This window comes from Mesorhizobium sp. USDA 3734 (assembly GCF_056279665.1).
The window spans coordinates 3256469-3275314 of the sequence record NZ_JBWCCW010000001.1; the positions used below are offsets into that span (position 1 = coordinate 3256469).

The 18846-nt window shown below is 61.6% G+C and carries 24 protein-coding genes and 1 pseudogene; 15 read left to right on the forward strand and 10 right to left on the reverse strand.

The annotated features are described in order from the left end of the window. Window positions 1–93: 93 nt before the first annotated feature. Window positions 94–414: a DUF1476 domain-containing protein gene (locus ACZ89F_RS15815; protein WP_183453072.1), complete on the reverse strand. Its 321-nt coding sequence runs from the start codon at window positions 412–414 to the stop codon at window positions 94–96. 274 nt (window positions 415–688) lie between these two features. Between ACZ89F_RS15815 and purC the strand changes: the two genes are divergently transcribed. The 7 genes from purC (at window position 689) to ACZ89F_RS15850 (ending at window position 4510) form a co-directional block, all read left to right on the forward strand. Beyond that, a complete protein-coding gene (purC, locus tag ACZ89F_RS15820; RefSeq protein WP_056594372.1) occupies window positions 689–1483 on the forward strand; it encodes a phosphoribosylaminoimidazolesuccinocarboxamide synthase in 795 nt (264 codons plus the stop codon). 43 nt (window positions 1484–1526) lie between these two features. Further along, on the forward strand, window positions 1527–1769 hold the full coding sequence (gene purS, locus ACZ89F_RS15825; RefSeq protein WP_476097294.1) for a phosphoribosylformylglycinamidine synthase subunit PurS: 243 nt from the start codon (window positions 1527–1529) through the stop codon (window positions 1767–1769). 18 nt (window positions 1770–1787) lie between these two features. After that, window positions 1788–2042 carry a hypothetical protein gene (locus ACZ89F_RS15830; RefSeq protein WP_476092833.1) on the forward strand — a complete coding sequence of 85 codons (255 nt, stop codon included), beginning with the start codon at window positions 1788–1790 and terminating at the stop codon, window positions 2040–2042. Continuing rightward, window positions 2039–2707, forward strand: a complete 669-nt coding sequence (gene purQ, locus ACZ89F_RS15835) for a phosphoribosylformylglycinamidine synthase subunit PurQ (protein WP_476092835.1) — start codon at window positions 2039–2041, stop codon at window positions 2705–2707. The genes ACZ89F_RS15830 and purQ overlap by 4 nt, the downstream gene beginning before the upstream one ends. Window positions 2708–2796: 89 nt before the next feature. Beyond that, complete coding sequence (locus ACZ89F_RS15840) at window positions 2797–3462, forward strand: glutathione S-transferase family protein (RefSeq protein WP_476092837.1); 666 nt, start codon at window positions 2797–2799, stop codon at window positions 3460–3462. Then, window positions 3459–3866: a hypothetical protein gene (locus ACZ89F_RS15845; protein WP_476092839.1), complete on the forward strand. Its 408-nt coding sequence runs from the start codon at window positions 3459–3461 to the stop codon at window positions 3864–3866. The genes ACZ89F_RS15840 and ACZ89F_RS15845 overlap by 4 nt, the downstream gene beginning before the upstream one ends. A gap of 2 nt (window positions 3867–3868) precedes the next feature. After that, window positions 3869–4510, forward strand: a complete 642-nt coding sequence (locus ACZ89F_RS15850; protein WP_476092841.1) for a Pr6Pr family membrane protein — start codon at window positions 3869–3871, stop codon at window positions 4508–4510. 3 nt (window positions 4511–4513) lie between these two features. Here ACZ89F_RS15850 and ACZ89F_RS15855 read toward each other — a convergent pair whose 3' ends face one another. Continuing rightward, on the reverse strand, window positions 4514–4765 hold the full coding sequence (locus tag ACZ89F_RS15855; RefSeq protein ID WP_476092842.1) for a DUF1127 domain-containing protein: 252 nt from the start codon (window positions 4763–4765) through the stop codon (window positions 4514–4516). A gap of 93 nt (window positions 4766–4858) precedes the next feature. Here ACZ89F_RS15855 and ACZ89F_RS15860 point away from each other — a divergent pair, with 93 nt between their 5' ends. Further along, window positions 4859–6277: an aminotransferase-like domain-containing protein gene (locus ACZ89F_RS15860; RefSeq protein ID WP_476092843.1), complete on the forward strand. Its 1419-nt coding sequence runs from the start codon at window positions 4859–4861 to the stop codon at window positions 6275–6277. 69 nt (window positions 6278–6346) lie between these two features. Here the strand turns inward: ACZ89F_RS15860 and ACZ89F_RS15865 are convergent, their stop codons facing one another. Next, complete coding sequence (locus tag ACZ89F_RS15865; protein ID WP_168991916.1) at window positions 6347–6511, reverse strand: hypothetical protein; 165 nt, start codon at window positions 6509–6511, stop codon at window positions 6347–6349. Between the two features lie 187 nt (window positions 6512–6698). Between ACZ89F_RS15865 and purL the strand changes: the two genes are divergently transcribed. From purL to ACZ89F_RS15890, 5 genes and pseudogenes are all read left to right on the forward strand, one after another. Continuing rightward, a complete protein-coding gene (purL, locus tag ACZ89F_RS15870; RefSeq protein ID WP_476092844.1) occupies window positions 6699–8930 on the forward strand; it encodes a phosphoribosylformylglycinamidine synthase subunit PurL in 2232 nt (743 codons plus the stop codon). Then, window positions 8927–9439: a hypothetical protein gene (locus ACZ89F_RS15875; protein WP_476092846.1), complete on the forward strand. Its 513-nt coding sequence runs from the start codon at window positions 8927–8929 to the stop codon at window positions 9437–9439. The genes purL and ACZ89F_RS15875 overlap by 4 nt, the downstream gene beginning before the upstream one ends. A 135-nt stretch (window positions 9440–9574) precedes the next feature. Next, window positions 9575–9808, forward strand: a complete 234-nt coding sequence (locus tag ACZ89F_RS15880; protein ID WP_015318146.1) for a BolA/IbaG family iron-sulfur metabolism protein — start codon at window positions 9575–9577, stop codon at window positions 9806–9808. 183 nt (window positions 9809–9991) lie between these two features. Next, a complete protein-coding gene (gene grxD / locus ACZ89F_RS15885) occupies window positions 9992–10327 on the forward strand; it encodes a Grx4 family monothiol glutaredoxin (RefSeq protein WP_006332883.1) in 336 nt (111 codons plus the stop codon). 169 nt (window positions 10328–10496) lie between these two features. After that, window positions 10497–11764, forward strand: a pseudogene (locus ACZ89F_RS15890) (multidrug effflux MFS transporter). On the opposite strand, the gene ACZ89F_RS15895 reads toward ACZ89F_RS15890, so the two are convergent. The 4 genes from ACZ89F_RS15895 to rpsD all read right to left on the reverse strand — a co-directional run bounded on the left by ACZ89F_RS15895 (window position 11748) and on the right by rpsD (window position 14729). Then, window positions 11748–11990, reverse strand: coding sequence for a hypothetical protein (locus ACZ89F_RS15895; RefSeq protein ID WP_476092848.1), 243 nt, complete (start codon window positions 11988–11990; stop codon window positions 11748–11750). The pseudogene ACZ89F_RS15890 and the gene ACZ89F_RS15895 sit on opposite strands and share 17 nt — an antisense overlap. Window positions 11991–12254: 264 nt before the next feature. Beyond that, a complete protein-coding gene (locus ACZ89F_RS15900; protein WP_476092850.1) occupies window positions 12255–13082 on the reverse strand; it encodes an inositol monophosphatase family protein in 828 nt (275 codons plus the stop codon). Next, window positions 13072–13965 carry a tRNA 2-thiocytidine(32) synthetase TtcA gene (ttcA, locus tag ACZ89F_RS15905; RefSeq protein WP_476092852.1) on the reverse strand — a complete coding sequence of 298 codons (894 nt, stop codon included), beginning with the start codon at window positions 13963–13965 and terminating at the stop codon, window positions 13072–13074. Before ttcA ends, ACZ89F_RS15900 begins: the two co-directional genes overlap by 11 nt. A gap of 146 nt (window positions 13966–14111) precedes the next feature. Continuing rightward, window positions 14112–14729, reverse strand: a complete 618-nt coding sequence (gene rpsD / locus ACZ89F_RS15910; protein WP_023759539.1) for a 30S ribosomal protein S4 — start codon at window positions 14727–14729, stop codon at window positions 14112–14114. Window positions 14730–15102: 373 nt separating this feature from the next. Between rpsD and ACZ89F_RS15915 the strand changes: the two genes are divergently transcribed. Beyond that, a complete protein-coding gene (locus tag ACZ89F_RS15915) occupies window positions 15103–15312 on the forward strand; it encodes a hypothetical protein (RefSeq protein WP_476092854.1) in 210 nt (69 codons plus the stop codon). 129 nt (window positions 15313–15441) lie between these two features. On the opposite strand, the gene ACZ89F_RS15920 is transcribed toward ACZ89F_RS15915, so the two are convergent. The 3 genes from ACZ89F_RS15920 to ACZ89F_RS15930 all read right to left on the reverse strand — a co-directional run bounded on the left by ACZ89F_RS15920 (window position 15442) and on the right by ACZ89F_RS15930 (window position 17409). Further along, window positions 15442–15630: a DUF3008 family protein gene (locus tag ACZ89F_RS15920; RefSeq protein ID WP_292189293.1), complete on the reverse strand. Its 189-nt coding sequence runs from the start codon at window positions 15628–15630 to the stop codon at window positions 15442–15444. A 65-nt stretch (window positions 15631–15695) separates the two neighbouring features. Further along, window positions 15696–16496 (reverse strand): glutamate racemase, encoded by an 801-nt coding sequence (gene murI / locus ACZ89F_RS15925; RefSeq protein WP_476092856.1) that lies wholly within the window; start codon window positions 16494–16496, stop codon window positions 15696–15698. Then, a complete protein-coding gene (locus tag ACZ89F_RS15930) occupies window positions 16489–17409 on the reverse strand; it encodes an RNA methyltransferase (protein WP_476092857.1) in 921 nt (306 codons plus the stop codon). The genes murI and ACZ89F_RS15930 overlap by 8 nt, the downstream gene beginning before the upstream one ends. A gap of 216 nt (window positions 17410–17625) precedes the next feature. Here ACZ89F_RS15930 and ACZ89F_RS15935 point away from each other — a divergent pair, with 216 nt between their 5' ends. Beyond that, window positions 17626–18837, forward strand: coding sequence for an NADP-dependent isocitrate dehydrogenase (locus ACZ89F_RS15935; protein ID WP_476092858.1), 1212 nt, complete (start codon window positions 17626–17628; stop codon window positions 18835–18837). Window positions 18838–18846: the final 9 nt, after the last annotated feature.

Sequence of the window (18846 nt, forward strand, 5' to 3'; positions counted from 1 at the left end):
GTCCAGTTGTTCTTTGTCTGTCGCAGGTTCTGTCTGTCGCAGGTTCTCTGGCGCAAAACCGTGGGACACTTTTGCGGAACCTGCTTGGCCGAATCAGGTGTTCTTGATCTGCTCGATCGCCTGCGCCATCAGTTCGTCCATGGTGCGGCGGATCTGATGGTCCGACTGGTCGACGCCGGCCGCATCGAAATCCTTGCGGATCTTGCGGAAAACGTCGTGATCGCCAGCTTCCTCGATGTCGGCAACAACCACTTCCTTGGCGTATGCGTCGGCGTCGGCGCCCGACTTTCCAAGCTTTTCGGCGGCCCACAGGCCGAGCGCCTTGTTGCGGCGCGCCGAGGCCTTGAACCGAAGTTCCTCGTCGAAAGCGAATTTGCGCTCAAAGCCCTCTTCGCGATCCTTCATGCTGCTCATGGCGTCCCTCCGGGTCAAATTCGATTCGTTGGCAGTGCATATGTGTGTTGCCAAAGCACAAACCAAAAGGTCGCGGGCCGGTCAATACGCTTCATCGCATGCTGCGCTGCGGCATTTCGGTCCCGAAAGCGGTTGATTGGAAGGATTTGCCGATTGAGCAAACGATGTGATTGGGATAGACCCGGCATTGAACCCTACCGTAGCCGCACTATTTCAGGCAGACGGACAGGAAATGGTCTGATACCGCCTGTCCGGAACCCCAGAGAAAAATCAGATGAAAAATCGCCGCCGCATTTATGAAGGCAAGGCCAAGATCCTCTATGAGGGACCTGAACCGGGCACGCTTATCCAGTTCTTCAAGGATGATGCAACCGCGTTCAACAAGAAGAAGCATGAAGTCATCGACGGCAAGGGTGTGCTCAACAACCGCATTTCCGAGTACATTTTCAACCATCTCAACCGCATGGGCATCCCGACCCATTTCATCCGCCGGCTGAACATGCGCGAGCAGCTGATCAAGGAAGTCGAGATCATTCCGCTCGAAGTGGTGGTGCGCAATGTCGCCGCCGGTTCGCTGTCCAAGCGTCTCGGCATCGAGGAAGGCACGGTTTTGCCGCGCTCGATCATCGAATTCTATTACAAGGCCGATGCGCTCGACGATCCGATGGTTTCGGAAGAGCACATCACCGCGTTCGGCTGGGCGAGCCCGCAGGAGATCGACGACGTCATGGCGCTTGCCATCCGCGTCAACGACTTCCTCTCCGGCCTGTTCATGGGCGTCGGCATCCAGCTCGTCGACTTCAAGATCGAGTGCGGCCGCCTGTTCGAGGGCGACATGATGCGCATCGTCGTCGCCGATGAGATTTCGCCTGATTCGTGCCGACTGTGGGACGTGGCGACACAGGACAAGCTCGACAAGGACCGTTTCCGCCGCGACATGGGCGGCCTCGTCGAAGCCTACCAGGAAGTCGCCCGCCGCCTCGGCATCATGAACGAGAACGAGCCGCCGCGCCCCACCGGTCCGGTGCTCGTCGCCTCGACCGAAGGCATCAAAGGCAAGCCGCACTGACAGCGGCTTGCAACCCGATAGTCAGAACAGGAGCATGTCCAGCGTGATCAAGGCCCGCATTACCGTCACCCTCAAGAACGGCGTGCTCGACCCGCAAGGCAAGGCGATCGAACACGCGCTGTCCGGCCTGGGCTTTGGTGGCGTCGGCGCGGTGCGGCAGGGCAAGGTGTTCGACATCGAACTGGCGGAAAGCGACAAGGCCAAGGCCGAAGCTGACCTGAAAGCCATGTGCGACAAGCTGTTGGCGAATACGGTGATTGAGAATTATAGTGTGACACTTACCTGAGGTTGTGTCGGAGGCACTATGCCGGAAGTCACGAATGAGCTGATGTTCGAGCTTCTGAAGCGCGTGCATCACGAAATGGGTGAGCTTCGTCAGGATGTTTCCGAGGTGACGCGAGAGTTGAACGTGCTTCGAGGCCATATGGTCGCGATGCAAAGCGATATTCACAACATCTATGGCATTCTTGCCCGCCACGACGACCCCCTTGAACGCATAGAACGTCGTCTCGACCTGCGAGAACTCGCCGAAGCACAGAGGCCCTACGAACCGAAATGAAATCCGCTGTCGTCCTCCTGCCTGGCCTCAACCGCGACCGCGACATGATCGCGGCGCTGACCAAGATTTCGGGAACGCCGCCGGTCACCGTCTGGCAGACCGACACAGAAATCCCCGATGTCGACCTGATCGCCATTCCGGGCGGTTTCTCCTTCGGCGACTATCTGCGCTGCGGCGCGATCGCCGCGCGCATGCCTGTCATGCGGGCGGTGGCTGAAAAGGCGGCACAGGGCGTGACGGTCATCGGCGTCTGCAACGGTTTCCAGATCCTGGTCGAGGCTGGCCTGCTGCCGGGCGCCTTGATGCGCAACACCTCGCTGAAGTTCGTCTGCCGGCAGGTGAAGCTCGAGATCACCAATGCCAACACCATGTTCACCCGCCGCTACCAGCCAGGCCAGATCATCCGCTCGCCGGTCGCGCATCATGACGGCAACTACTTCGCCGACGCCGACACACTTGCCCGCCTCGAGGGCGAAGGCCAGGTGGTGTTCCGCTATGCCGACGGCACCAATCCCAATGGCTCGATCAACGACATTGCCGGCATCATCAACGAGCGCGGCAATGTGCTCGGCCTGATGCCGCATCCGGAAAACCTGATCGAAGCAGCCCATGGCGGCACGGATGGCCGTGGACTGTTCGAAAGCGCGCTTGGCATCGCTGCCTGACGTCATCGAAGCGAACAGCTTGAAAACAACCGGACATTCCTGTCTCTTTATCGGGGCAAGTCCGATTCATTGGGGAGAGAGACGGTCTCATGAAACTCTATTCGCGGCCGTTGTCGCCCTACTCGTCGATCGTGCGGGCACTGGCCTATATAAAGGACGTGCCGCTCAAGATCATCGCGCCGCCACCTGGTTTTCCGATCCCTGAAGCGTTTCGCGCCATCTCGCCGATGAATCGGATCCCGGTGCTGATCACCGGTTCGGGCGAAACGATTGTAGAATCGGTGGTCATCGCCGAATATCTAGAGGAACGGTTTCCGGAACCGGCGCTGCTGCCGCCGGATTCCAAGGACCGCGCGCTGGTGCGCATGTTCACCCGCATTACCGATCTCGATGTGCTGACCCCGACGATGAAGCTTTTCGAGCTTCATTTCGTACCGAAGCGAAACACTGCCGAGATCGACGCCCAGTTCGCCCGCCTGCATCACGGACTGGCGGCAATCGAGGCGCGCATGGCGCAAGGGCCCTTCGCGCTCGGTGACGACATCAGTTTCGCCGATGCCTGGCTGACACCGACGCGGTTCATCTTCAACAATTTCCGCGCCATGACAGGACGTCACGACCTGCTCGACGCCTATCCCAAATTCGATGCCTATGAGCAGATCGCCTCGCAGCATCCGGCATTGTCGCGGGTGTGGGGCGAGATGACCGACGGTTTGAAGATCTTTCTGTCCGAACTTGAGATGGGTGCCGCTTGATCAGGAGCAAGACGATCGCGCTGGTTGCCGCCGCGGGTTTCGCGCTCGCATCCTGCCAATCGACCCCTAAGAGCACGCCTGTCCCGTCAGGCAAAAGTGCGGCGCTGCTGGCCATGGAACAAGTGGCGATCGCGGCCCACAAATGCTGGATCGCCAGCAAGGATCCGGCCTTCAAGCAATATCAGATGGCCAATGAACTGAATTCGTTCAGCGGCACGCCGCGTTTCCTTTTGGTGCCGGCCAAGCACTATGGCGGCAAGCCGCTGCTGGTCGTGCAGGCGCAAGGCAATTCAAGCCGCGTCGACGTGTTCGGACCGCTGATGAACGATCCGCTTGGCGCCCGCATCGGCTCGGACATTGCCCGCTGGCAAGCCGGCAATCCGGCCTGCGCCGCGACGGCCTAGCCATGGGCCGGTTCCTGCAGATCGCAGGTCTGGTCATCGGTCTGGCAGGACTCGTCCTGCAGTTCTGCATCAGCATTCCGGCGTCGATGGAAGCCGGCCGCAGCCTGCTCGGCTCAATCATTTTCGTTTTCAGCTTTTTCACCATCCTGACCAACATCGGCGCGGTGCTGGTGTACACGTCGCTGCTGTCGCCCTCTGGCTATGCCTGGCTGCCGGCCTTCGCCGGGACACGGATGCGGGCCGGTGTTGCGGTTTCGATCGCGCTGGTCTTCATCATCTATGCCACGGTCCTGGCACAGCTCTGGCAGCCGCAGGGACTGTTCCTGCTCTGCGACGTCCTGCTGCATTATGTGACGCCGGTGCTGTTCCTGCTGTGGTGGCTGATATCAGGCGCTGACGGCCGGACGCGCTGGAGCGACATTTCCTGGTGGATGCTCTATCCCGTCGCTTATCTGGTCTATGCGCTGGTACGGGCGCCGCTTGCCGGCGAGGTGCCCTACCCCTTCCTCGATGTCGCCAAGAATGGCGCGATCAGCGTCGCCATTTCGGCAGCCGCCATCACCGGACTTTTTCTCGTGCTGTGCGTGATCGCCGTCCTTGCGGACCGTGGCATTGCACGCACCAGAGCTTCAAAACTCCGTTAGCCTTCAGTCCCAGAACGGCCTGATGCCCTCGCGATGGGCATCGCAGCGCGAGACGCCAATATCCTTGAGCTGATCGTCAGTCATTTCCAGCAGCGCCAGCCGGCTGCGGCGGCGATCCAGCAGGCTGTCGATCCATCTCGCCAGCGATCTGACCAGACGCACCAGACGGCTGACAAAGCCGCTCCGGTCCGATGGGCGTGTCGATTGGCCTGATAACGCGGCGCTAGAATGACGGATTGTCGTGATTGTATTCATTTTCTTTCTACCAGAATTCCAAATTGTACCCTTTTTGGCACGCATCCGATATGTATTGACTCATGTATGGGTGCAATATAGAAAATTGTCACCATGACAAATTGGCTTCCAGATCTCACCGCCGGCTCCGGCCCGCTGTATCAGCGGCTTGCGGATTCCATCGAAACGGACATTGATCGGGGTGTGATCGACGCCGGCGCAAAGCTGCCGCCGCAACGCGACCTCGCCTATGACATCGGCACCACGGTCGGTACTGTCGGCCGGGCCTATCACTTGCTGCGCGAGCGGGGGCTGGTGAGCGGGGAAGTCGGGCGTGGAACCTATGTGCTCGGTCAGCGCGCCGATGGCGCAAAGCCGGACTTCCTGGCCCCGGACGTCGGCGGCGAAGGCACGCGCACTATCGATGCGCCGCGCGACAAGCTGCGTTTCGACAGCATGGCGGCGCCCGACATCGGCCAGGGCACTGATATCGCCGATGTGCTGTCGCGCACGGCGCAGGACCATCCGCATGAGATTTCAAGCTACGTCAGGGATTTTCCCGACCGCTGGTACGAAGCCGGCGCCCGCTGGCTGTCGCGCAATTCCTTCCGCCCAAATGCCGACGCCATTGTTCCCACGCTCGGCACCCACGCCGCGGTGATGGCGGCGATCGCCGCGCTGACCACCCCTGGCGACTATGTTGCTTTCGAGCACCTCACCTACTCGCAGATTTCCCGCAGCGCCGGCCTGATCGGCCGGCGGACGGCCTTGGTGGCGTCCGACGACGAAGGCATCGACCCCCAGGATTTCGAGCGTGTCTGCGCGCAAAAGCATCCCAAGATGATCTTCCTGATGCCGACAGCGCAGAATCCTACCCTGGTGACCTTGTCAGCGGCGCGCCGCCAAGCAATCGCGCGTGTCGCACGCGAATATAGCGTCGTCCTCATCGAGGACGATCTCTATGGAAATTTGACCGATGATCCGACGCCGTTGCTGGCCGAATATGCACCTGAGAGAACCATCGTCGCCGGCGGCCTGTCGAAGTCGGTCGCAGCCGGCGTGCGCGGCGGCTGGCTTGCCTGCCCGCCCGCCTACCGCCATCGCATCCGCGTCGCCCACAAGATGATGACCGGCGGCATGCCCTTCCTGCTGGCGGAGGTGAATACAAGGCTGGTGCTGTCTGGTCAGGCCGATGAGATCCGCAAGCGCAGCATCGCCGAAATCAACGCCCGCATCGCGATCGTGCGCGAGACTTTGGCCGGCTTCGCGTTCAAGTCCCATGACAGGGTGCCCTTTGTCTGGCTGACCCTGCCCGATCCCTGGCTTTCCGGCACCTTCAAGAATGCTTGCCTCGAGCATGGCGTGCTGATCAATGACGAGGACCAGTTCAAGGCCGGTCGCTCCGAGCAGGTTTTCCACGGTGTCCGCTTCGGCGTTTCGCAGCCAAGACAACGCAAGGACATCGCCGAAGGCGTTGCGGTGATCCGGCGACTTCTCGATGAAGGCCGCGCCGGCTACGACAGCTTCTCCTGAGCCAACTCGCGACTGACAGGCCCATTAAGCGTCGGTTTGGCGCAGAGCAGCCTCTACATGGCTCTCAGATCAGCCCTCTGCCTTGAAGTTCTTGGCTTCCTTCTCGGCCTTGTCTTTCCCGTGCTTCTCAGCCAGCTCTTTGGCCTGCCCAGGCGAAACGTCAGTGGTCTCCGCGATGTGCATAGCCTCCTTGTCCGAGAGGCGATTGTCTTTCTTGCCTTGCTTGGTGGCCATGGTCCAAAGCTCCTGATTGGTTGGAGACCTAACGGCCGGAATGTCATCCCGTTCCCCAATGGCGGTGCAGAAGCCTTTCCTTGTAGCTTTCCATTGGTTTTCAACATCCGATGGGGTGTATTGGCTCCCAAGCTTGCGATAAGACGGGACTCAAATCCCAACGCGCCCCGGATAAAAATCGCCGCCCATGACCATTTCCAATTCCGTGCCGATCACCCCCGAGCTCATTGCCTCACACGGGCTGAAGCCCGACGAATATCAGCGCATCCTCGACCTCGTCGGCCGCGAGCCGAGCTTCACCGAACTCGGCATCTTCTCGGCGATGTGGAACGAGCACTGCTCCTACAAATCCTCGAAGAAGTGGCTGCGCACGCTGCCGACCACCGGTCCACAAGTCATCCAGGGCCCGGGCGAGAACGCCGGCGTGGTCGACATCGGCGACGGCGACTGCGTCGTCTTCAAGATGGAGAGCCACAACCACCCCTCCTATATCGAGCCCTACCAGGGTGCGGCGACCGGCGTCGGCGGCATATTGCGCGACGTCTTCACCATGGGCGCGCGGCCGATCGCGGCGATGAATGCGCTGCGCTTCGGCGCGCCTGACCATCCCAAGACCAGGCACCTCGTTTCGGGCGTGGTCTCCGGCGTCGGCGGCTACGGCAATGCCTTCGGCGTGCCGACGGTCGGCGGCGAGGTCAATTTCGACGCCCGCTACAACGGCAACATCCTGGTCAACGCTTTTGCAGCGGGCCTTGCCAAGACCGACGCGATCTTCCTGTCGGAAGCCAAGGGCGTCGGCCTGCCGGTCGTCTATCTCGGCGCCAAGACCGGCCGCGACGGCGTCGGCGGCGCCACCATGGCCTCGGCCGAATTCGACGACAAGATCGACGAGAAGCGCCCGACCGTCCAGGTCGGCGACCCCTTCACCGAAAAATGCCTGCTGGAAGCCTGCCTCGAACTGATGGCCTCGGGCGCCGTCATCGCCATCCAGGACATGGGTGCGGCCGGCCTCACCTGCTCGGCGGTCGAAATGGGCGCCAAGGGCGATCTCGGCATCGAGCTCGATCTCGACAAGGTGCCGGTGCGCGAAGAGCGCATGAGCGCCTACGAAATGATGCTTTCGGAAAGCCAGGAGCGCATGCTGATGGTGCTGCGCCCGGAAAAGGAAAAGGAAGCCGAGGCGATCTTCCACAAATGGGGGCTCGACTTCGCCGTCGTCGGCAAGACCACCGACGATCTGCGCTTCCGCGTGCTGCACCAGGGCGACGAAGTCGCCAACCTGCCGATCAAGGATCTCGGCGACAAGGCACCGGAATATGACCGGCCCTGGGTCGAGCCGAAGAAGCCGACGCCGCTGGCCGCCAATGACGTTCCGCAGGCCGATGTTGCCGATGCGCTGCTGAAGCTGCTCGGCGGTCCCGACCTGTCCTCGCGCCGTTGGGTCTGGGAGCAGTATGACACGCTGATCCAGGGCAATTCACTGCAGCTTCCGGGCGGCGATGCCGGCGTGGTCCGGGTCGAGGGTCATCCGACCAAGGCGCTCGCCTTCTCCTCCGATGTGACTCCGCGCTATTGCGAGGCTGACCCCTATGAGGGCGGCAAGCAGGCGGTGGCCGAATGCTGGCGCAACCTGACCGCCACCGGCGCCTTGCCGCTGGCCGCCACCGACAACCTCAATTTCGGCAACCCGGAACGACCCGAGATCATGGGGCAGCTGGTTGGCGCGGTGAAAGGCATCGGCGATGCCTGCCGCGCGCTTGGCTTCCCGATCGTCTCCGGCAACGTCTCGCTCTACAACGAGACCAACGGCCAGGGCATTCTGCCGACACCGACCATCGGCGGCGTCGGGCTGATCGCCGACTGGTCGAAGATGGTGCGGACCGGCTTTGCGGCCGAGGGCCAGATGATCCTGCTGGTCGGCGCGCCGGCCTCCTGGGGAACGCATCTTGGCCAGTCGGTCTATTTCAGAGACATCCACGGCCGCACGGACGGTCCGCCACCACCGGTCGATCTCGAGCATGAGAAGCGCGTCGGCGACCATGTGCGCGCGCTGATCGCATCCGGCATCGTCACGGCGGCGCATGACGTTTCCGATGGTGGCATCGCGGTGGCTTTGGCCGAAATGGCGATGGCGTCAAGCATCGGCGCCACCGTTCCCGGGCTCGTCGGCACCGACCCGATCCCGGTCTGGTTCGGCGAGGATCAGGGCCGTTATCTCTTGACGTTGTCGATCGACCCGCATGGCGATGAATGGGACGCCATCCGCAAGCAGCAGAGCGAACTCGGAATCTTCGCGCCGTGGATCGGCTCGACCGGCGGCAGCGCGCTGAAGCTCGGTGAGGCGCGGGCAATCCCGGTCAGCGAATTGACCGCGGCTCACGAAGGCTGGTTCCCCCGCTTCATGGATCAGGCCAGTTGACCGTACTGGCTGCCCGGGCGCTCCTTGCAGTTGTCTTCTGGCCGTCGCTGTTCTTCTTCTGGTTCCTCGGGCCGTTCGTCTTTTTCCTGCTGTCGACGACCTCAAGCGAGGTTTGCGCCCAGCTGGAAACGCGCGCGCAGTTTCTTGCAGCGGCCAACGGCGCCGTCCCAATGCTCGTGATGCAGAACCTCATCTATGCGGTTCCGATCGTATGTTTGGTGCTGTGGGGCCGCCTTGCGCCGGATCCGGCACGTGCAAGGCACATCGTCACCTGCATCAAGCTTTTTGCCAGCGCGGTGGTTGTAGGGGCGTTGTGGGAGTACGGCTCGTCGCTTGTCTGCGACGGCTACGGCCAGGAATTCTTCTCGCCGTTCTGGCAAATGACGAGTTATCTTCCCATAGTCAGCCTAGTCATCAACATTCCGCTCTATGTGCTGGCCTTCAGCCTTGGCCGCGCCTTCTCGACACGCGAGGACGTTGCCGAGGATGAAGCAAGCCCACCGGCCTAGGTCCATCCCTGATGGTTCTCGGGCCGTCTTGCTCTTGGCAGGACAGAACGGCTTCAATCCGGACCGGAAAGGCTTTAGGCTCGGCCGACTCTCATCTCATGACCGGCTACCGGCCGCTCGAAACAGGATTTTGCCATGGCAATGGATGCCCACGACATCGAAAAACTGATCAAGGACGGCATTCCAGACGCCAGGGTAACGATTCGCGATCTCGCCGGGGACGGCGACCATTATGCGGCCGAGGTGGTGGCCGAGAGCTTTCGCGGCAAGAGCCGCGTCCAGCAGCACCAGATGGTCTATGACGCGCTGAAGGGCAATATGGGCGGCGTGCTGCACGCACTCGCCTTGCAGACCAGCGTTCCTGACTGACCCGCATCGGAACATAGACCGCAACCACGCGAATCAGTGTTGCGACAGCCGCTTGGCCCAACACGGCCCATCCTTTGCGCCATTTCAGCCACGGCACGGCTAACGTCTTGTTTCGAGCAATCGTTGGGTTTATTTGAAGGATATGTTTCGAGCCTGACTCCCACAGGCGGGAAAGGATATTCCATGAGCGGTATCAACGACTACATCGACAACGAAGTGAAGGGCAACGACGTCGTCCTTTTCATGAAGGGCACGCCCGGTTTCCCGCAATGCGGATTTTCCGGTCAGGTCGTCCAGATCCTCGACTATATCGGCGCCGACTACAAAGGCGTGAACGTTCTGGACTCCGCAGAACTGCGCCAGGGCATCAAGGAATATTCCAACTGGCCGACGATCCCGCAGCTCTACGTCAAGGGCGAATTCGTCGGCGGCTGCGATATCATCCGCGAGATGTTCCAGGCGGGCGAACTCCAGACATTCCTGGTCGAAAAGGGCGTCAGCGTCAAAGGCGCCGCCTGATTTCTGTTTTCGTGCAGATCCTTTCCGAAAATCGATATTGATTTTCAAGGTCAAGCACTAGGCACCGGGGGCAGCCCCACCTCGGCAATTTTTATGTCCTGAACCAGGACCAAGACGAGCCAATGCGCCGGCCCGCCGGCGCATTTTCGTTTGAAAGATCGGACTTGCCGTGGACCAGCCAAAATCAGCGCCGCAATCGGCAAGCAAACTGCCTATTCCACGCTGGGAGTTCATCGCCTTGTGCGCGGCGCTGATGGCGCTGAATTCGCTGGCCATCGATATCATGCTGCCGGCTCTGCAGCAGATCGGCGCCTCGCTCGGCGTCGAAAATGAAAACCACCGGCAGTACGTGATAACGGCCTACATTCTGGGCTTCGGCGGCGGCCAGCTGTTCTTCGGGCCGATCTCGGATCGCTTCGGCCGTCGCGCACCGCTGGTCGCCGGGCTGGTGATCTATGTCGCCGCGGCCGCGGCGGCCGCCGTTGCACCAAGTTTTGAAACACTTCTGCTGTGCCGCGCCGTGCAAGGCATCGGTGCGGCCGCGACCCGCGTCATCGCGGTCTCGATCGTGCGCGATACGTTCGACGGCCGGCGCATGGCCGAGGTGATGTCGCTGATCTTCATGGTGTTCATGGCGATACCGGTCATTGCTCCCGGCATCGGCCAGTTCATCATGCTGTTTGCGACCTGGCATTGGATCTTCGTCACCATGGCCGTCGGTGCACTCATTGTCTCGGCCTGGTCACTGCTGCGCCTGCCTGAAACATTGCATCCCGAACATCGCCGGCCGCTGACCATCACCTCCATCGTCGGCGGATTTCGCATCGTGCTCACCAACCGCATGGCGATCTGCTATGCCTTCGCCAGCACCTTCGTTTTCGGCGCCATGTTCGGCTTCATTGCCTCGGCGCAGCAGATCTATGTCGACATATTCAACGTCGGCGAGATGTTCCCGGTCATCTTCGCCGGGGTTGCCGGGGTGCTTGCTTTCTCCAACTTCCTGAACTCGCGCCTTGTCGGCCGTATCGGCATGCGTCGCCTGTCTCAGAGCGCGCTGCTGCTGTTCCTGGTCATCAGCCTTGCCTGGCTGGTCGTTTCTCTCGAAATGAGGAGCCTCTCTGGCTGTTCATCACCTTCTTTGCCAGCGCCATGCTTCCGTTCGGTGCGCTCGGCGCGAATTTCAACGCATTGGCCATGGAGCCGCTCGGCCAACTGGCCGGCACGGCGTCGTCCATACTGGGTTTCATGCAGACATTTCTCGGCGGCATTCTTGGCACGCTGATCGGTCAGGCTTTCAACGGCACGGTGACGCCGCTGGCGGCCGGCTTCTGCAGCGTCTCGGTCGCAGCGCTGCTGATGATCTTCATCGCCGAGCGCGGCAAGATGTTCCAGCCGCACAACCCGCCCGTTTCAGGGCACATCACCGACTTGCATTAGGACGCTCAAGGGCCGCCGTGAAGCGAGGGGCAAGCATACGCCCCGCGATTGCTCCGCCCATGCTGTCCGAAAAGGGCAATGGCAGAGCTTCATCGAGTGCCCTGAGGATTGAAGCCACGAAGGCCCGGCTGAGCTGGGCATCGGTGCCCAGATCGGAATATGTGGCGCGAGGCTCGCCGATCAGTGTGCCGTTGCGGCGAAGCGAGAACCGCAGCGTCAGGGACATGCCGGCGGTTCCGGGCGGCGGCTTCCAGCAAGCATAGATAGCCTCCGACATCTCCTTTATCGTGTCGACGGGATCGGGACTGTGACAGCTGCGCTCTTGCGATCCTGCCTCGTGTGAGCTGGCAAACAGGGCGACGACAAGAGCCGCCGCGACAATTACGAACCGAGGTTTCATTCGAGAGCCTCCGGATCTGCGTAAGATTGCATCGCTCTTTCAGCTTCAGCCGGGCACCGCCAGCTCAGACGTTGGCCGCAGGAGTTGATCCTATTGCGCCCAGAGCTCGCGGCGCAATTCGTGCCAGCTTTCCCGATCGGGCGCGACAAGCAGGCCGCCGCCGAGATGCGAGGGCAGATAGGCGCTGCCGTCGAAGCGCGCGGCATGGCCGCCAGCCTCGGCATGGATCAGCATACCGGCCAGATGATCCCACGGCATCAGCTTGTTGTAGACGACGAAGTGGGCATGGCCGCTCGCCAACAGACGGTATTCGTGCGCCGCGCAGCGATAGGCGAACTGCGACAGGATCTTCGTCTGGTTGCGCGCCAGCCGCGACCGCTCCGGCTCGGGCATATATTGCCAGGAGACCGAGCCGGTCATCTCCGAGATCGGCGCGGGTGCGGCGACATGCACCTTCTCGATACTGCCATGCGCATGCCGGATATGGCTGCCGGCGCCCCTGGCGCCGATCAGCCAATCCTTGCCGACGGGATCGTGGATGATGCCGGCAACGGTCTCGCCCTTGACCACGACCGCCAGCATGACGCCGAACAGCGGCACGCCGGAGGCGAAGTTGAAAGTGCCGTCCACCGGGTCGATGACGAACGCCAGATCGGCATCGCCCAACCCATTTAGCAGCGCTGGATTGTCGGAACTGGCCTCCTCGCCGACGACCATCGCCGAGGGGTAGCGCTCGCGCAACCTGGCGGTGATGAGCCGCTCGGCATTGACGTCGGCTTCGGTCACCAGGTCGGCGGCCGAGGTCTTCTGGCGGATATCGCCCTCGCCCAACCGGCGAAAGCGCGGCATGATTTCGGCTATTGCCGCGTCGGACAAAAGGCCGGCCAGCCAGTCGATCGCAGTATCGTCAAATGTCATCGGGAACGTCTTGCCTGGTGGTGAGGGTTTCATTGAGGGCGGCGAAATCGAACAGCTTTCTGTCGAGCAGATGCGATGGCCTGCTGTTGGACAGTGCGCGCAGCATCGTGTCCTTGCGGCCGGGCATGCGCTTTTCCAGGTCCTCCAGCATCGCCTTCATGGCGTTGCGCTGAAGACCTTCCTGGCTGCCGCAGAGATCGCAGGGAATGATCGGGAACTGCATGGCGGCCGCGAATCTCTCGAGGTCGACCTCGGCGCAATAGCTCAGCGGCCGCAGCACCATAACGTCGCCCTCGTCATTGAGCAGCTTTGGCGGCATGGCGGCGAGACGGCCGCCATGGAACAGGTTCATGAAGAAGGTTTCGAGAATGTCCTCGCGATGGTGGCCGAGCACCAGCGCCGAGCACCCCTCCTCACGCGCAATGCGGTAGAGATGGCCTCGCCTGAGGCGCGAACAGAGCGAGCAATAGGTGCTGCCCGCAGGCAGCTTGTCGGTGACGACGGAATAGGTGTCTTGATATTCGATGCGATGCGGGATGGCGTATCTGTCGAGATAGTCCGGCAGGATGTGTTTGGGGAAATTCGGCTGGCCCTGGTCGAGATTGCAGGCCAGCAGGTCGACCGGCAGCAGCCCGCGCCATTTGAGATCGAGCAGCACGGCGAGCAGACCGTAGGAATCCTTGCCGCCAGAGAGAGCTACGAGCCAGCGCTGGCCGGGCCTCACCATCGAGAAATCCTCGATCGCCTGTCGGGTCAGCCGCAGCAGCCGCTTGCGCAATTTGTTGAACTCGACCGAGGACGGCACATCGGCAAACAGCGGATGAAAGCCACCCTCGATGTCGCTGGCTGGTTCAAGCGATTCGGCGTCTGGCAGCATGTTCATGGCGTCAGTTCCAAAATCCGGGAGCAACGACTGTCCGGCGCTTCGTTGCGCCCGGAATTAGCGGACATGGCGGACAAAGAAAAGGCAGACAAAGAAAAGGCCGCCTCGACGGGCGGCCTTTGCTTGGTATCGCAAAACGCGCCCGTTTAGCGCGAATAGAATTCGACGACCAGGTTCGGTTCCATCTGCACGGCGAACGGGACGTCCGCCAGGCCCGGGATGCGCGAGAAGGTCGCGACCATCTTGTTGTGATCGGCTTCGATGTAATCCGGCACGTCGCGTTCAGCCAGGCCGACCGCTTCGAGAACGATGACCAGCTGCTTCGACTTCTCGCGCACTTCGACGACATCGCCCGGCTTGCAGCGGTACGAGCCGATGTTGACGCGCTTGCCGTTGACGTTGACGTGGCCGTGGTTGACGAACTGACGCGCGGCGAAAATGGTCGGCACGAACTTGGCGCGGTAGACGACCGCGTCGAGACGCGACTCGAGCAGGCCGATCAGGTTCTCCGAGGTGTCGCCCTTGCGGCGATCCGCCTCTTCATAGACCTTGCGGAACTGCTTTTCCGAAACGTCGCCATAGTGGCCCTTCAGCTTCTGCTTGGCGCGCAGCTGCAGGCCGAAATCGGAAAGCTTGCCCTTGCGGCGCTGGCCATGCTGGCCGGGGCCGTATTCGCGCTTGTTGACCGGGGACTTCGGGCGACCCCAGATATTTTCGCCGAGACGGCGGTCGATCTTGTACTTTGCGGATTCGCGCTTGCTCATCGCATTCCCTTTCAAAACAACACACCCGGAACCTCATGGTCCGGGTGAAGGAAACGCGCCCTCCTCTGGCCTCCGTTTTCGAGACCTGACAGGGTTTTCCCACGCAACGCGGCGGAAAACCCACGGGACACGTCAGTTCAAACAAGATAGTAGAATTGAGTTCCACGCATCTTGCACACATAAAGAAAACCACCGGGCATTGCGGCCCGGTGTTGGCGCGCTGATTAAACGGAGATTTAACCGGTGTCAAGCTTGCGGCTGGCGTTGGGGATGGTGACGATATAGCGTCTCTGGGTTGAGTGCGGTGCCGGACGTGGCGGAAGGTTGCGCCAACGGCATTAGGACGAACTGGAGCAGAGGAGCCACAATTCGCATGAAGAAGTTCTTTCTTACCCTGACGGGAGCCGCGGTGTTGGCGGGATCCATGGCGGTCATGACGCCGGAGCCGGCAGAGGCCAGGCATTGGCAAGGACATCGGCACCACCAGGTTTGCCGCATCGTGGTCAAGAAGAAGGTTGTCTGGCGGCACGGCCACAAGAAGGTCATCCGCTACAAGGTCAAGCGCTGCTGGGCCCGCTGGTAAGCTCCAGTCCGGTTTCAGGCGACCGACAGATCATTTCAAAGCCCGCGGTTCTGGCCGCGGGCTTTTTGATTCCGGCTCGTGTTCCCGTCGACGAGCTTGTCATCGCCCGCGAAGCGCGATGCCATGATCCTAATGCTTCGATTTCTTTTCCGGCAGGCCCTTGCGCTTCGTCTCGGCGAATTCCTCGAGCTGCTTTTCGCTCATCGATTCGTACATTCCCTTCGAAGCGCCTTGGAGTTCGCTCTTCTTCGTCTCGCCGCGCTTGGCCGACAAGGCTGCGCCGGCGGCTTTCTGCTGGGCTTTCGAGGTGGCTGGCATGACTGTTCCTCCTGTTTGTGTCGGGAGAAAAACGCAATGACTGCTGTGATGTTCCCTTTCGGGGATCACGACATTGCCAGCCCGAACCCCTGTATCAGGCGGCGGGTCGGGAAATCGGCTCTTTTCGATGTGAAGACAGCAAGGTCGGGGCCTTCCGGCAGCTTCTCGCCACGGCCGTTCGGATCAATGTCGGCGAGAAGCGAAAGTGCCCGACGCGCAATCGCTTCGGCCGGGTCGAGCCAATCGACCGGCCAGGGCGCCGTCTTGCGCATGCGATTGGCCAGAAAGGGGTAGTGTGTGCAGGCAAGCACCACGATATCCGTACGCAATGCATCATGTTCGACGAAGCACGGTGCAATCTCGGCGCGCACAGCCTCTTCGTCGACGAAGCCCTCGCGCATATAGACCTCGGCAAGCCCCGCCAGCCTGTCGCTGCCGACCAGCCGGACATGACACTTCTGCGCCCATTTGCTGATCAGGTCGCGGGTGTACTGGCGCTTGACGGTGCCAGGCGTCGCCAGGACCGAAACCAGTCCTGAGCGCGTGCGTTCCGCCGCCGGCTTGATTGCCGGCACCATGCCGACGAAAGGATGCTCGGGAAATCTTTCGCGCAGCGCATCGATCACCAGCGTCGAGGCGGTGTTGCAGGCGATGACCGAAATGGCCGGCGCAAACCGGTCAAGCAATTGACCGAACAAGTCGAGTATATGCGCCCTCAGCGCTGGCTCCTCCCAGGCGCCATAGGGAAACGCGGCGTCGTCGGCGACATAAATGAAGCGGCGGTCTGGCATCAGCACGCGCGCCTCGCGCAGCACGGTAAGCCCGCCGATGCCCGAATCGAACATCAGGATCGGCCGCTCAGTCATTGTCCGTTCCCTTGCCACCCAGCGGCGGCGTGTCACTGTCGTCACCATTGACGTCGGGCGGCTGGCGACCCGCTTCCGCCTTGCGGGCACGCGCGGCGGCCGCGGGCAGGCGCCGTGGATCATCGCCAGGAGAACCATCGCCCCGCGGCATCGCGGGCGAAAACCGGTCGAGCGACGAGATGATGCCGCGCAGCACCTTCAGCTCCGGTTCGGCAAAACCGGCGCGCGTCAGCACCGCGCGCAGATTGTCGATCATTTTCGGCTTCTTCGGTGCCGGCCGGAAATAGCCACGCGCTTCCAAGGCGCCTTCGAGATAGGCGAACAGGCCGTGCAGCTCTTCCTTGCTTGCCGGCTTCATGTCCGGGCCAGCGAAGTTGGTTTTGGTCTCGTCCTCGAGGCCCGACTTCATCCATTCGTAGGACATCAGCAGGGCCGCCTGGGCGATGTTGAGCGAGGAGAAATCGGGATCGACCGGAAAAGTGACGATCTCGTCGGCAAGGCCGACCTCGTCATTGTAGAGGCCGAAGCGCTCGCGTCCGAACAGGATGCCGGTGCGTTGCCCCATTGCGTGACGGGTCCGCAGCACCCTGCCCGCTTCCACAGGACCGCGCACGGATTTGAAGCCGTCGCGCTGCCTGGCCGTGGTGGCGAAAACGAAGTTCAGGTCGGCGAGCGCCGAGGCCAGATCGTCGAAGACGGTGACAGCGTCGATGACATGATCGGCGCGACTGGCTGCCGCGCGTGCCTTCTCGCTCGGCCAACCGTCACGAGGGTTGACGAGACGCAGCTCCGACAGACCGAAATTGGCCATGGCGCGAGCGACCATGCCGATGTTCTCGCCGAGTTGCGGCTCGACCAGGATGATCGCCGGGCCGGCGGCTGGAATGGTGGTGGCGTTTTCGGTGGCTGGCATGATTGTCAATGAACTGCTGTTTGCGGCATTTCAGCGTCCCCTGCCATATTCAGCCGCGAAAATGAAGCATTCGCAAATGATGGAGGCCACGGCCTCACATTCGTGACCGATCGCCGTTTGCGTGGCCAAAAACGCTTTGATATACGGGCGGCATCCCCCGGCCCAACGCCACGCGGGCAAGGCCGTCCTATTTCCCAGCAACGAGGCATTCTTTCCATGGCGAAGATCAAGGTGGCGAACCCGGTCGTCGAACTCGACGGCGACGAGATGACCCGCATCATCTGGCAGTTCATCAAGGACAAGCTGATCCACCCGTATCTCGACCTCAAGCTCGAATATTACGACCTCGGCATCGAACATCGTGACGCCACCAACGACCAGGTGACCATCGATTCGGCCAACGCCATCAAGAAATACGGCGTCGGCGTGAAATGCGCGACGATCACCCCCGACGAGCAGCGCGTCGAGGAATTCAAGCTGAAGAAGATGTGGAAGTCGCCGAACGGCACAATCCGCAACATCCTCGGCGGCACGATCTTCCGCGAGCCGATCATCATGAAGAACGTGCCGCGCCTGGTGCCCGGCTGGACCAAGCCGATCATCGTCGGCCGTCACGCCTTCGGCGACCAATATCGCGCCACCGATTTCCGCTTCCCCGGCAAGGGCAAGCTGACGATCAAGTTCGTCGGCGAGGACGGCAAGGTGATCGAGCACGACGTGTACGACGCGCCCGGCGCCGGCGTCGCCATGGCCATGTACAATCTCGACGATTCGATCCGCGAATTCGCACGGGCCTCGCTGAACTACGGCCTGCTGCGCAACTATCCGGTCTATCTGTCGACCAAGAACACCATCCTCAAGGCCTATGACGGCCGCTTCAAGGACATCTTCCAGGAGGTCTACGAGGCTGAATTCGAGGCCGAGTTCAAGTCGAAGAAGCTGTGGTACGAGCACCGCCTGATCGACGATATGGTGGCCTCCGCCCTGAAATGGTCGGGCGGCTATGTCTGGGCCTGCAAGAACTATGATGGCGACGTGCAGTCCGACACGGTGGCGCAGGGCTTCGGTTCGCTCGGCCTGATGACCTCGGTGCTGATGACGCCGGACGGCAAGACAGTGGAAGCGGAAGCGGCGCACGGCACCGTCACCCGCCACTACCGCCAGTATCAGAAGGGCGAGGAAACCTCGACCAACTCGATCGCCTCGATCTTCGCCTGGACGCGTGGCCTCGCCCACCGCGCCAAGCTCGACGACAATGCCGAACTGAAGCGCTTTGCCGACACGCTGGAAAAGGTCTGCATCCAGACGGTCGAGTCCGGCTTCATGACCAAGGACCTGTCGCTGCTGATCGGCCCCGACCAGCCCTGGCTTTCGACCACCGGTTTCCTCGACAAGATCGACGAGAATTTGCAGAAAGCGATGGCGTAACAGGCAAGC

What these genes read in the sequence shown, in the direction of transcription:
- ACZ89F_RS15815 (WP_183453072.1), bottom strand. Translation starts at nt 414, where the DNA reads ATGAGCAGCATGAAGGATCGCGAAGAGGGCTTTGAGCGCAAATTCGCT.
- purC (WP_056594372.1), top strand. Translation starts at nt 689, where the DNA reads ATGAAAAATCGCCGCCGCATTTATGAAGGCAAGGCCAAGATCCTCTAT.
- ACZ89F_RS15830 (WP_476092833.1), top strand. Translation starts at nt 1,788, where the DNA reads ATGCCGGAAGTCACGAATGAGCTGATGTTCGAGCTTCTGAAGCGCGTG.
- purQ (WP_476092835.1), top strand. Translation starts at nt 2,039, where the DNA reads ATGAAATCCGCTGTCGTCCTCCTGCCTGGCCTCAACCGCGACCGCGAC.
- ACZ89F_RS15840 (WP_476092837.1), top strand. Translation starts at nt 2,797, where the DNA reads ATGAAACTCTATTCGCGGCCGTTGTCGCCCTACTCGTCGATCGTGCGG.
- ACZ89F_RS15850 (WP_476092841.1), top strand. Translation starts at nt 3,869, where the DNA reads ATGGGCCGGTTCCTGCAGATCGCAGGTCTGGTCATCGGTCTGGCAGGA.
- ACZ89F_RS15855 (WP_476092842.1), bottom strand. Translation starts at nt 4,765, where the DNA reads ATGAATACAATCACGACAATCCGTCATTCTAGCGCCGCGTTATCAGGC.
- ACZ89F_RS15860 (WP_476092843.1), top strand. Translation starts at nt 4,859, where the DNA reads ATGACAAATTGGCTTCCAGATCTCACCGCCGGCTCCGGCCCGCTGTAT.
- ACZ89F_RS15865 (WP_168991916.1), bottom strand. Translation starts at nt 6,511, where the DNA reads ATGGCCACCAAGCAAGGCAAGAAAGACAATCGCCTCTCGGACAAGGAG.
- purL (WP_476092844.1), top strand. Translation starts at nt 6,699, where the DNA reads ATGACCATTTCCAATTCCGTGCCGATCACCCCCGAGCTCATTGCCTCA.
- ACZ89F_RS15880 (WP_015318146.1), top strand. Translation starts at nt 9,575, where the DNA reads ATGGCAATGGATGCCCACGACATCGAAAAACTGATCAAGGACGGCATT.
- grxD (WP_006332883.1), top strand. Translation starts at nt 9,992, where the DNA reads ATGAGCGGTATCAACGACTACATCGACAACGAAGTGAAGGGCAACGAC.
- ACZ89F_RS15895 (WP_476092848.1), bottom strand. Translation starts at nt 11,990, where the DNA reads ATGTCCCTGACGCTGCGGTTCTCGCTTCGCCGCAACGGCACACTGATC.
- ACZ89F_RS15900 (WP_476092850.1), bottom strand. Translation starts at nt 13,082, where the DNA reads ATGACATTTGACGATACTGCGATCGACTGGCTGGCCGGCCTTTTGTCC.
- ttcA (WP_476092852.1), bottom strand. Translation starts at nt 13,965, where the DNA reads ATGAACATGCTGCCAGACGCCGAATCGCTTGAACCAGCCAGCGACATC.
- rpsD (WP_023759539.1), bottom strand. Translation starts at nt 14,729, where the DNA reads ATGAGCAAGCGCGAATCCGCAAAGTACAAGATCGACCGCCGTCTCGGC.
- ACZ89F_RS15915 (WP_476092854.1), top strand. Translation starts at nt 15,103, where the DNA reads ATGAAGAAGTTCTTTCTTACCCTGACGGGAGCCGCGGTGTTGGCGGGA.
- ACZ89F_RS15920 (WP_292189293.1), bottom strand. Translation starts at nt 15,630, where the DNA reads ATGCCAGCCACCTCGAAAGCCCAGCAGAAAGCCGCCGGCGCAGCCTTG.
- murI (WP_476092856.1), bottom strand. Translation starts at nt 16,496, where the DNA reads ATGACTGAGCGGCCGATCCTGATGTTCGATTCGGGCATCGGCGGGCTT.
- ACZ89F_RS15930 (WP_476092857.1), bottom strand. Translation starts at nt 17,409, where the DNA reads ATGCCAGCCACCGAAAACGCCACCACCATTCCAGCCGCCGGCCCGGCG.
- ACZ89F_RS15935 (WP_476092858.1), top strand. Translation starts at nt 17,626, where the DNA reads ATGGCGAAGATCAAGGTGGCGAACCCGGTCGTCGAACTCGACGGCGAC.